Consider the following 10652-nt stretch of genomic DNA (forward strand, 5'->3'; position numbering starts at 1 on the left):
CTCTACTATAACCTGTTCTCATAACTTACCTCTTAATTGGTCAGAAACAGACTCCTTCTCCAGCAAGGCATCCGGCATGTATCGAAAATAAACTATAGGATGTGATAACAAACCTGGCCGTAATCCTTTCGGCTAACCTTGCTGACACCGCAACCCGCAGGAAGGAATAGACAGAACTTGCAACGAATCTTAAATACTTTATTCTAAAGAATGGAGATAATTAGAATAAAAAAGCAGTCCGGAAGATGGAAATGAAAATGTGGAATCACTACCTGCTTGCGATATCAACAGTATATTGCGGCCAAACAGAGGCAAACACAAGCGCAATGTGTTCAACCCGCTTAAATTATCGCCGGGTAACAAAAGCCGGTTCTTTATGATCACCGGCGCATTCGGATACGTCAGTGCCCTGCTCGCTATCGCCGGCGTGCTTTATTATCTTGAAGCCATCAGAAAGTGGCGTGTTTTCCGGTATCTGCCCGCCATTGTGCTGCTGTACTTTGTGGTAATGGTGTGTGCCAGTGCCGGGTTATGGGAAAAAACCGCTGCCATCAATGATACTTATAAAATGCTCAGGAACAACCTGCTGCCCGCGATGATCTTCCTGATGTTGCTGGAAGCTGATCTGCGCCAGATTAAGCGGCTGGGCTGGCGGATGATTTTCGCCTTTCTGCTTGCCAGTCTCAGTATTGCCGCCGGCTTCATTGTTACGTTTGCTCTGTTTCAGCACGGGCTGGCAGATAACGCATGGAAAACCTTCGCCGCGTTGTGCGGCAGCTGGATGGGGGGAACAGGTAACCTCGCAGCCATACAACTGGCGCTGGATGTGCCCGACTCCGCTATGGGATACACCTTGCTGATTGACTCCATTGATTATGCCATATGGGTAATGGCATTACTGGCACTGGTGCCCTATGCAGCTCATTTCAACCGCTGGGTAAAAGCCGACAGCCGTGCGCTGAATGATGTGGGTGCAAGGCTGGCAGAATCGAAGGCGAACCAGACTCAGGTGTCAGGCGGCAATGTGCTGATGCTGCTGGCCTTATCCTGCATTGTCTCATCACTGTCCCAGTGGCTCGCGGCGATGTTGCCGGCCTCTGCTTATTTTTCTACTACCGCCTGGACTGTCGCACTGGTCACCCTGGCCGGGATCGCCGGTGCTGTCACTCCCCTTCGCCGCGTGGGCGGTGCAGATGTGGTGGCTACCGTACTGCTGAACCTGATTATTGCGCTTATTGCATCCAGAGCCAGTTTTTCAGAATTGCTGGAAGCGCCGGTGTATATACTGGCCGGCGGTTGTATCTTACTGATTCACGGGGTGATTATGGTTATTGCAGCGAAACTCTTCCGGCTGGATTTGTTTACCTGCGGCCTGGCGTCACTGGCGAATATTGGTGGTGTTGCCTCAGCCCCTGTCCTGGCGGCCTCATACTCAAAAGCGCTCATCCCGGTTGGCGTGTTTATGGCAATGCTGGGGTACATCGTTGGTACCGCAGGAGGATTGGCCGTGGGCAAGGTATTGTCAGTGATTGCCGGCGCCTGAGTGACGCTGGCGGGTATTCACTAGACGTGTTTAACAATGCGGGGCACCCGCTGGGATAAGCGGGTGACAAGATCGTAAGAAATTGTCCCGGCGTGATGGGCCACCTCATCCACGGACAGTTGATGCCCCCACAGTTCTACCCGGTCACCGGGCGCCGGAGCCGGAATATCAGTCACATCAATGGTAATCATATCCATCGACACTCTGCCCGCCAGTGCCGCACGGTGTCCGTTAACCATCACCGGTGTACCGTTGGGACATTGTCTGGGATACCCGTCGGCATAGCCGATACCCGCAGTGGCAATCAAAGAACGGCGCTTCGCTTGCCAGGTATCGCCGTACCCCACTGTTTCACCGGCTTCTATAGTACGCAGAGCAATAATACTTGCCTGAAGCGTCATCACCGGTTGCAGATCCAGCCCGCAAGGTGTGTCCAGAGGCTCAGCGCCGTACATGGCAATACCGGTGCGGTTCCAGTTTCCCCGCGCTTGCGGCCAGCCCACAGTTCCCGGAGAATTGGCAATGCTGACTGCAAATCCGGTAGCTGCCCGAACCTGCTCAAAGGCATCCAGCTGCTTTTGTACCGACTGACTGCCCGTTTCATCACCGCATGCCAGATGCGTAACCAGCACGGTATCGTCAGTTAACATATCCCGGTATTTCGCCACCATGGGTAATACTTCATCACAGGCAAACCCGAGACGGTGCATGCCCGAATCCACTTTTAACCATATCGCGGGACGACGATCAGAAGGGCACGCTTTTAACCAGCGAAGTTGCTCTTCGCTGTGAACAACCACAATGCAATTTTCCCGCGCAGCCACAGTGCATTCAGTCGCCTGGTGAGGGCCCTCAAGGATAACCACAGGAGCCTGAATGCCGCCTTCCCGTAACGCCAGCGCTTCTTCTGTAATAGCAACCGCAAACGCAGGAGAGACTTTACGTAATATCCGCGCCACATTGACTGCCCCGTGTCCGTAGGCATCAGCTTTCACCACCGCCATATTCTGTCCTTCACCGGCCAGAGAGGAAAGTACACGGAAATTATGCAATAGTGCGTCGGCGTGGATAACAGCCTGGGTTTGTCTGCTCAACGGCGGGGGCTCCTGATCTAAAATTTGCGCTGAAAGCTATCTTACAACGACGGGATAATTCCAGCTATACAAATTAATTGGAATAATCTATTCTGGGATTTCAATTGAATTAAAATAATGTAACAGGGCCGCATGTTAGAGCATTACGCGTTAGCAGACTTACTGGTTTTCGCCGCTTACGGTTTGCTTCTTATCGCCAGTGGCTGGCTGTTTAACCGCTCCAGCCGCTCAGCCAAAGATTACTTCCTGGGTGGCAACAGCATGCCGGTCTGGGTTGTGGCGATTTCTGTACTGGCAACGTCCCAGTCTGCCGCCACATTTCTGGGAGGCCCTGATCAGGGTTACCGGGGCGACCTGACCTACCTCTCAACCAACATCGGCGCATTTATCGCCGCTTTCTTTGTTGCCGCTTTTCTCATCCCGCGATTTTACAAACACAATGTCTACACGGTATACGAACTGCTGGAACAGCGCTTTGGTGAACAGGCTAAACAGCTGGCCGGGGCCATGTACCTTTCCGGCCGCGTATTCGCCAGTGGCGCAAGGCTGTATATGGCAGCACTGGCTGTCGCCATGATTCTGTTCGGCAACATTGATGCATCCAGCGTCATTCTTGCCACCGTCATTATTACAGTCGCCGGGCTTGTCTATACGGTTTATGGCGGGATCCGCACAGTTATCTATTCTGACGTGTTACAGGCTGCGGTGTATATCTGTGCCGCGGTAGCCGTGATTATCGCACTGTTAAATGCAATTCCGGCTTCTCTGGCCGATATCGTTAACGCCCTTCAGCATCCTGCGCCGGATACACCTTCAAAATTAAGGTTGTTCGATACACGGCTTGATTTCACTAACACCGGCGTTTTCAGTTTGTTCTCTGTTTTTACCGGATTTGTGCTTCTGAACATCGCCGCTTTTGGCCTCGACCAGGATATGACGCAACGGGTGCTGACCTGCAAAAGTGCCAAAGAAGGCAGCAAAGCTATGCTGCTTTCGGTGGTGATGGTGATTCCGGTGATGTGCCTGTTTTTAATCATCGGTTTATTGCTGTTCGTTTACTATCAGCGTCCCGATTTAATGGCCGGTGGCAGTGGTGAAAACCCCGTTCCGGTATTTGCCGGTGAACCGGTCACCATCTTCATGTACTACGTGCTCAGCGAAATTCCGGATGGAGTTCGCGGTCTGGTCACCGTGGGTATTCTGGCTGCCGCACTGTCTACGTTAAATTCCGGCCTAAACTCCATGTCCAGTGTTCTGATCCAGGACATGTACCGCCCCTGGCTGGCCCGCCGGAATACACAAAAGACCGACGCTCACTTTGTCAAAGCAGGGCGCGTCGCCATGTTATTAATGGCATTGTCATTAGGATTTATGGCGTGTCTGTGCTATTACTGGCAACAACATACCGACATGCCGCTGCTGCAATTTGCACTTGGCGTCATGGTTTTCTCGTACAGTGGTTTACTTGGCGTTTATTTCGTCACGCTATTTTCCCGCCGTGGAAGCCGTCGTTCGGTGATAGCAGCGTTGATCACCGGTTTTCTGGTACCCTTGTCCATGCAACCCTATATTATTGAGAGTATTTTGCCGGCCCGCCTGCAGTTTGAACTCGGGTTCACATGGCAACTGGTCGCCGGCACGCTCATATCCACGCTTATTTGTGCTATGGGTAATACACCCGCAGGCTATAATAAAGATATACAGCAACCGGAACCGGTTCAGTAACAGAACGCTGCCGTTAAAAATAACAACAAAACAATCCAAAGCAATAAAGTAGAGCAACAGAACTAAGGCAAATTATGCAGGCAAAAACAATCACCGGGACGTCAGACTTACTGGCACAGTTAAATAAAATTGTGTCAGAGGGCAGAAATCCCGCCACGATGGATATCGATTTGCTGTCGACGGAATCCATCCTGCATAAAATCAATCAGGAAGATGCCAAAGTAGCCGCAGCAGTGGCAACTGAAATACCCCAAATTGCCCGGGCAGTGGATGCCATAGTGGAAAAACTGCAACAGGGCGGACGGTTAATTTATATCGGTGCCGGCACCAGCGGCCGTCTGGGTATTCTTGATGCTGTAGAGTGCCGTCCGACCTTCAGCGTGCCCGATACACTGGTGATGGGCATTATTGCCGGTGGCGAAACAGCCATACAGCATGCTGTGGAAGGCGCAGAAGACAACAGTGCTCAGGGTATCAAAGACGTACAGGCCGTGAACCTTTGTGAAAAGGATGTACTGGTAGGTTTGTCTGCCAGCGGGCGGACTCCGTATGTGGTCAGTGCACTGGAATATGCAAATGAACTGGGCGCGGTCACCGCAGGTATCGCCTGCAGCCCGGGCGCGCCGGTGCTGACCACCGCACAAATTGCGATTTGCCCGGTGGTTGGCGCAGAATGCCTCACCGGCTCCACACGGATGAAATCCGGTACTGCACAAAAGCTGGTGCTGAATATGCTGAGCACTGCCAGCATGATTCGCCTGGGTAAAACCTATCAGAACCTGATGGTCGACGTTAACGCCACCAATGAAAAATTAAAAGCCCGCGCTATCCGCATAGTGATGCAGGCTACAGACTGCTCCGGGGAAGAGGCATCAGCTGCACTCGATGCCGCCGGACATAAAGCCAAAGTGGCGATCATGATGATCCTCACCGGTAACGATGCCGCCAGCGCAGAGTCCATGTTGTCAGATCATAATGGCTTTTTACGCCGCGCTGTTGAGCAACAATGAAGAAAGTTCTTTTTCTGCTGTGTCTCATCTCTGTAAAGGCACTGGCGGTGACTACAGGGGCTGAGCAACCCGACGCTTTCCTCGGATTACTGAAAGACAAACAGGTTGCGCTGGTCGTTAACCAGACGTCGGTTTCCAAAGGTCAGCACCTGGTAGACGACCTGCTGTCCCGTGGCATAAACATCACCAAAGTGATGGCGCCGGAACATGGATTTCGTGGTGATGCCGGCGCCGGCGAAACCATCAGCGACGGCGTGGACACCCGAACCGGCCTGCCCATTCTGTCCTTATACGGCAGCACCAAAAAGCCCACGGCCACCATGCTCGAAAATGTCGATGTGCTGATTTTCGACATTCAGGATGTAGGCGCACGTTTCTATACATATATCAGTACGTTACATCTGGTCATGGAAGCCGCTGCTGAAACAGGCAAAACGGTCATCGTACTCGACAGGCCCAACCCGAACGGCAAATATGTGGATGGCCCTGTGCGCGAGGCTGCCTTTACTTCTTTCGTAGGTATGGATCCTATCCCCCTTTTGCACGGCATGACCACAGGCGAACTGGCACTGATGATCAAAGGGGAAGCCTGGATTGAGCAGGCTGAGTCACTTGATTTGCATGTCATACCCGTTAAAGACTACCGGAAGTCCATGCCATGGCAACTGGCTGTACCTCCCAGCCCGAATTTGCCAAACGATACGGCAATCCGGTTGTATCCCTCACTGTGTTTATTTGAAGCTACAACTGTCAGTATCGGCCGCGGAACACCTTTTCCGTTTCAGGTTGCCGGACATGACCGGGTGGTGCTGGGTACATTTACTTTCACGCCGCAAAGCCTGCCCGAAAGCGCGCCTCACCCGAAACTGGAAGGCAAAACACTGAAGGGGCTGGACTTACGTTCTTCTGATACGGAGGGGTTTGATATTGCTTTGCTCCTGGAGGCGAAGAAGCAGTTTGAACAACAGGACGAAACCTTTATCGACCGGCCGGATTTCTTTGACAAGCTGGCCGGTACTGACGCATTAAGAAAAGCCATTGAAAGTGGCCTTTCTGAGCAGGAGATCAGGGCAATGTGGCAACCAGCGTTAGCAGAGTTTAAGCAACAAAGACGTCCGTATCTGCTCTATCCTGAAGAATAATTTAAAGCGCTCAGTGCTGCTGCTTTTTAAATTCAGACACCGCTTCGTTAGTTTTCTCCAGCAGCTTTCGTCCCTGACGTGAAGCCTGGGTAAGTGCAATAAATAACATATCGATGATCAGTTCCTGCGCAGTACGGGCAAGAATCGACGCCAGTCGTAACGAAGCTTCTTCTGCCACCGAATACAGTTTTACTTCTGCCTGATCGGCAATGGTGTTCTGTCCGTACTTTGTGATGGAAATAACCGGGGTGTGATTGCGTTTTGCTTCAGTAACCACATTGGCCACTTCGCTGGTCGTGCCGGATTCACTGATTGCCACGACCACGTCGTTTTCACCAAACGTGGCAGCAAGAGCAAGCTGAACATGTCCGTCAGCTTCGGCAATAGCAGAGATCCCCAGCTTCTGCAGTTTGTAGGCAAAATCTTTGCTCACCAGCGCCGAACCACCTACCCCGCAAATCATTACCCTTCTCGCATTCTTCAGCAGCTCGACAGCACGCTCAATAGCCAGCATTTCATTCAGATTGCGGGTTTCATTAAGCACACTGATTTTACTCGCCACCAGCTTATCCGCCATTTGCTCAAAGCCATCGGATAATGTGATTTTGCCGTGAATTTGCGTATTCGGCGTTTCTTTATTCAGCGAGTCAATCACCGCCAGCTTGAACGCAGGATACCCCTTGTAACCCAGCTTCTGAGCGAACTTCACCACGCTGGACTGACTGACACCCACGACGTTAGCCAGTTCCTGTGATGATAAGTCCCGCACCGCATTGGGCGAGTCCAGAGTAAACGTTGCCAGCTTAGACTCACTGGAAGAGAGCGCGTGTTTAATCGCCTTAATTTTAGTAAATGCAGACATCCGGAGTTTCACTTCTTAACAGGGTCTGTTGACCTTTGAATTACAGGGCGACAAACGGGCATCAGGAACGTTGCCATTCGTCTCAAAGAATTAATTATTCAAATATAAACCAGTTGAAGCGAATATCAAAATACCATTAAATAATACCTATCTCTGAATCAATCTGACCACGGGTAAGATGCTTCAGTTCACCGACAAATAAGGACGTACCATGACCGCACACCCTCATCTGCCAGTTGCTGACATAGCAGCAAAATTTGATGAAATGCACTGGCCGTCTCTGAACAAAGCCCATCTGACAGCAGAGGATATTTCGCCGGTCATCAACCAGATAGCGGAACAATCCGGTATTGCACTGACGCAGATAGGTAAATCTTATGAGGGTCGCCCGGTTTCCCGCTTTACGCTGGGCTCCGGAAAATGCGTCATCCTGGCCTGGACACAAATGCACGGCGATGAGGCTACCGCCACTGCCGCTGTTCTCGACTGGCTGCATATCTTACTGAACGGGCAGTTAAACGGGCTGCCGGCAAACTGGCAATCTCAGGTTACCCTGCACGTCATTCCCATGCTTAATCCCGATGGCGCGCAGCGACGCACCCGGATTAATGCTCAGGGAATTGATATCAACAGGGATGCCAGATCACTGCAAAGTCCTGAAGGTCAGATCCTGCAACAGCAGGTAGCCACCTTGTCGCCGGATATTGCTTTTAACCTGCATGATCAGAACCCCTATTACACCACCGGGGTATCATCGAACCCGGCAACCATTGCATTTCTGGCCCCGGCGTATCATGAAGATAAACATGTAGACGGGCCGAGGCTTCGTGCCAAACAGCTTATCGCCCATATGGCCGGTGTACTCTCACACTTTATTCCTCAGTGCATAGGCCGCTATGACGACACTTATTCTTTCCGCTCATTCGGTGACAATATCGCTGCTTCCGGCGCCAGCACGATTTTGATAGAAAGCGGCGCAGCAATGAACGACCCCCACCGGCAGATTGCAAGGAAGATGAACGTCATCGGACTGCAAACCGCGCTGGAAAGCCTGCTCACAAACCAGTTCACACAATATTCACTGGCAGACTATTACCGCATTCCGGACAACCGCGAGGACGGCCTGTGCGACGTAAAAATACAAGACGTGACGCTGGGTTATGACAAGCCCTTTGCAGCTGACATCAGCATAGTGACAGACCGCAAGTCCGGAAAAAGCCGCATAGAAGCCATCGGCGATTTGCGCACGATTTTCGGCTTTGAAAACATTGACGCAACAGGACTGGCAGCCCTTCCGCCTAAAGCTTTCACAGTCCACTCACCTCTGACGCTTAACGATCAGAGTTACAGGGCCCTGCTGTCACAAGGTTACAGTTACTTTATCGATGAAAAGGCATTACTCAATATCGACACAACCCTGCCAGTGCTGGTGTCAGACACCGAACAGAATGCACCCGCAATCATGCCCGGGGAATTACCAAACTTTATTCTTCAGCATGTTGCTTCGGGTGAGATCAAAGAGGCCGTGATTCTTGGTGAGCGGATTGTTCTTTAAATAAACGGGGGCGCACATGGCCGGTCACAGCGGTTTGTTTTCTGCGCCCGCCCGCTGAATTAACTGAGATATTGCAGCGGCGTAAATCATGAAGAACAGAAAAAACGCAACGACTAAACCCGCTTGTGCAGCCCAGTTCTCCTTCGATGAAAGCTCATAAATGAGATACACCGATACAGGTAAAGTCAGTAATTGTTTTTTGCTTTTGACAATTGATTTTTCACAGTAAGTAACGACTCTGTTGGTAAGGTTCGCAGAGGAATACAGCGCTACAGGAATTATCAGTAAGCCCACAAACAATACGTCTATCACTATCTCTTTCAATGTTGAAACTCCATTTTCATATCCATTTTCAGCTCTCGTGTTTTTGCCCCGGCGACCGCCCCTGCGGTTATAGTTTTGAACGCCTTGTTAGCTGATTATTGGCTCAGGAGTACAATTAACTCGTCAGGATTTGACACTATGAACTGGTATGTACTGCCATCATGTAATGAAACTTCGATTGCATCCGATGTTATAGGCAGGATACCCGCGCCTTTACCAGAGCATTTTTCTACTTTTGAGATTGAGCTCCTTTCAATCTTAAGAGGCCCGGGCCCGAAATCTTTATTGTATGGGGCAAAATGAATATCAGTTTCAGTAATCCAAAATTTCCCATCAGCTTTTGCAACACCATTTTGAATTGTGGCTGTAATCGATTTTAGAGTGGCATCTTGCATATATATTCCTTTATAAACGGTTGGACTAATCAGCGAAAACCCGCATGTGGGCAAAAAACACTTCGGCAACAATATTAAGCGAAACGCAGGGAGCCCACGTGTTACTGTCCCAGCGAGCCTGCTAGCATCTTAGTGTCGCTTGTTAGTTGTCGTAAACCCGACTTTCGCGCTAACGTTTGTACACACACCCAAACGGAGTTGAAAATGGATACCCGCATACAATTCAGAGTCGACGAAGAAACGAAACGCCTTGCTCAATTGATGGCTGAAAGCCAAGGGCGTACCTTAAGTGATGCCTGTAGAGAGCTTACTGAAGAACTAGCTGAACAGCAACGCAAAGTTATGGCTCATGACCAATGGCTTACCGAACAGGTTAATGCCGCGCTTAGCAAATTAGATAGTGGAAAAAGTGAGTTTGTTACTCATGAAGAAGCTTCCTTGGACATGGAAGCGCGAATGATGAAAATTAGGAATAGAGCCCAAAAATGATCGTTTGGGAAAAGGATTCATTGGACGATCGAGAAGTAATTTTCGAGTTTCTATACGAATTTAATCCATTGGCTGCGGAAAAAACTGACGCCATCATTGTGACTAAAGTTGAAAACTTGATACAGCAACCGTTGATGGGCGGTGAAAGAGAAGGAATTCCTGGACGGCTTTTAATTACTCCAGAAGTATCAATGGTTGTATCGTACTTTGTAAGAGATGACATAATTCACATTCTCAGGGTTCTCCACCAGAAGCAGAAATTTCCTGCAGGCAACTAACGCCTCACTCAGGGGTGTAAACATGCCGGTTATAATCGGAACGAAGTGACACAGCCGCCGTGTTTTTGTCCCAGTGAGCCTGCGACCGACTTAATGTCGTTTGTTATATTCCAACCATGCTTTGCAATGCGTATTTGCATGCGTATACTTGGTGGTAAAATTAGTTGGAGTGATAAAATGCAAGATTTATATGACGTCCATGCCCCCAAGAAAGCGACAAATCTAAGCTTAAATA

11 protein-coding genes are annotated in these 10652 nt (G+C 50.2%); 7 read left to right on the forward strand and 4 right to left on the reverse strand.

The window, feature by feature from the left end; all coding sequences use genetic code 11:
• The first annotated feature begins 259 nt into the window (after nt 1–259).
• Nucleotides 260–1543, forward strand: coding sequence for a DUF819 family protein (locus ACXAGC_RS18885; protein WP_474846277.1), 1284 nt, complete (start codon nt 260–262; stop codon nt 1541–1543).
• Between the two features lie 20 nt (nt 1544–1563).
• On the opposite strand, the gene alr is transcribed toward ACXAGC_RS18885, so the two are convergent.
• The gene (gene alr, locus ACXAGC_RS18890) at nt 1564–2637 is read right to left on the reverse strand and encodes an alanine racemase (protein WP_474846279.1); all 1074 of its coding nucleotides are present in this window, start codon (nt 2635–2637) and stop codon (nt 1564–1566) included.
• A 132-nt stretch (nt 2638–2769) separates the two neighbouring features.
• Here alr and ACXAGC_RS18895 point away from each other — a divergent pair, with 132 nt between their 5' ends.
• The 3 genes from ACXAGC_RS18895 to ACXAGC_RS18905 all read left to right on the forward strand — a co-directional run bounded on the left by ACXAGC_RS18895 (nt 2770) and on the right by ACXAGC_RS18905 (nt 6514).
• Entirely contained in the window at nt 2770–4362 is a 1593-nt protein-coding gene (locus ACXAGC_RS18895) for a sodium:solute symporter (protein ID WP_474846281.1), read from the forward strand.
• A gap of 74 nt (nt 4363–4436) precedes the next feature.
• Entirely contained in the window at nt 4437–5372 is a 936-nt protein-coding gene (gene murQ / locus ACXAGC_RS18900; RefSeq protein WP_474846283.1) for an N-acetylmuramic acid 6-phosphate etherase, read from the forward strand.
• Nucleotides 5369–6514 (forward strand): exo-beta-N-acetylmuramidase NamZ family protein, encoded by a 1146-nt coding sequence (locus ACXAGC_RS18905; protein WP_474846285.1) that lies wholly within the window; start codon nt 5369–5371, stop codon nt 6512–6514. The genes murQ and ACXAGC_RS18905 overlap by 4 nt, the downstream gene beginning before the upstream one ends.
• Nucleotides 6515–6524: 10 nt before the next feature.
• Here ACXAGC_RS18905 and ACXAGC_RS18910 read toward each other — a convergent pair whose 3' ends face one another.
• Nucleotides 6525–7376, reverse strand: coding sequence for a MurR/RpiR family transcriptional regulator (locus tag ACXAGC_RS18910; RefSeq protein ID WP_474846287.1), 852 nt, complete (start codon nt 7374–7376; stop codon nt 6525–6527).
• A gap of 211 nt (nt 7377–7587) precedes the next feature.
• Here ACXAGC_RS18910 and ACXAGC_RS18915 point away from each other — a divergent pair, with 211 nt between their 5' ends.
• Nucleotides 7588–8931 carry a M14 family zinc carboxypeptidase gene (locus ACXAGC_RS18915; protein ID WP_474846289.1) on the forward strand — a complete coding sequence of 448 codons (1344 nt, stop codon included), beginning with the start codon at nt 7588–7590 and terminating at the stop codon, nt 8929–8931.
• A gap of 24 nt (nt 8932–8955) precedes the next feature.
• Here ACXAGC_RS18915 and ACXAGC_RS18920 read toward each other — a convergent pair whose 3' ends face one another.
• Nucleotides 8956–9255: a hypothetical protein gene (locus ACXAGC_RS18920; RefSeq protein ID WP_474846291.1), complete on the reverse strand. Its 300-nt coding sequence runs from the start codon at nt 9253–9255 to the stop codon at nt 8956–8958.
• A gap of 95 nt (nt 9256–9350) precedes the next feature.
• On the reverse strand, nt 9351–9650 hold the full coding sequence (locus ACXAGC_RS18925) for a hypothetical protein (RefSeq protein ID WP_474846293.1): 300 nt from the start codon (nt 9648–9650) through the stop codon (nt 9351–9353).
• Nucleotides 9651–9854: 204 nt separating this feature from the next.
• Here ACXAGC_RS18925 and ACXAGC_RS18930 point away from each other — a divergent pair, with 204 nt between their 5' ends.
• Nucleotides 9855–10139 carry a type II toxin-antitoxin system TacA family antitoxin gene (locus ACXAGC_RS18930; protein WP_474846295.1) on the forward strand — a complete coding sequence of 95 codons (285 nt, stop codon included), beginning with the start codon at nt 9855–9857 and terminating at the stop codon, nt 10137–10139.
• Nucleotides 10136–10417, forward strand: a complete 282-nt coding sequence (locus ACXAGC_RS18935) for a type II toxin-antitoxin system RelE/ParE family toxin (protein WP_474846297.1) — start codon at nt 10136–10138, stop codon at nt 10415–10417. The genes ACXAGC_RS18930 and ACXAGC_RS18935 overlap by 4 nt, the downstream gene beginning before the upstream one ends.
• Nucleotides 10418–10652 lie beyond the last annotated feature (235 nt).

This window comes from Alteromonas sp. AWJ4_197, assembly GCF_056160285.1.

Bases quoted from the DNA above. Each gene is read 5' to 3' on its own strand.
- ACXAGC_RS18925 (WP_474846293.1), bottom strand. From the start codon at position 9,650: ATGCAAGATGCCACTCTAAAATCGATTACAGCCACAATTCAAAATGGT.
- ACXAGC_RS18895 (WP_474846281.1), top strand. From the start codon at position 2,770: ATGTTAGAGCATTACGCGTTAGCAGACTTACTGGTTTTCGCCGCTTAC.
- ACXAGC_RS18905 (WP_474846285.1), top strand. From the start codon at position 5,369: ATGAAGAAAGTTCTTTTTCTGCTGTGTCTCATCTCTGTAAAGGCACTG.
- ACXAGC_RS18930 (WP_474846295.1), top strand. From the start codon at position 9,855: ATGGATACCCGCATACAATTCAGAGTCGACGAAGAAACGAAACGCCTT.
- ACXAGC_RS18910 (WP_474846287.1), bottom strand. From the start codon at position 7,376: ATGTCTGCATTTACTAAAATTAAGGCGATTAAACACGCGCTCTCTTCC.
- ACXAGC_RS18915 (WP_474846289.1), top strand. From the start codon at position 7,588: ATGACCGCACACCCTCATCTGCCAGTTGCTGACATAGCAGCAAAATTT.
- murQ (WP_474846283.1), top strand. From the start codon at position 4,437: ATGCAGGCAAAAACAATCACCGGGACGTCAGACTTACTGGCACAGTTA.
- ACXAGC_RS18935 (WP_474846297.1), top strand. From the start codon at position 10,136: ATGATCGTTTGGGAAAAGGATTCATTGGACGATCGAGAAGTAATTTTC.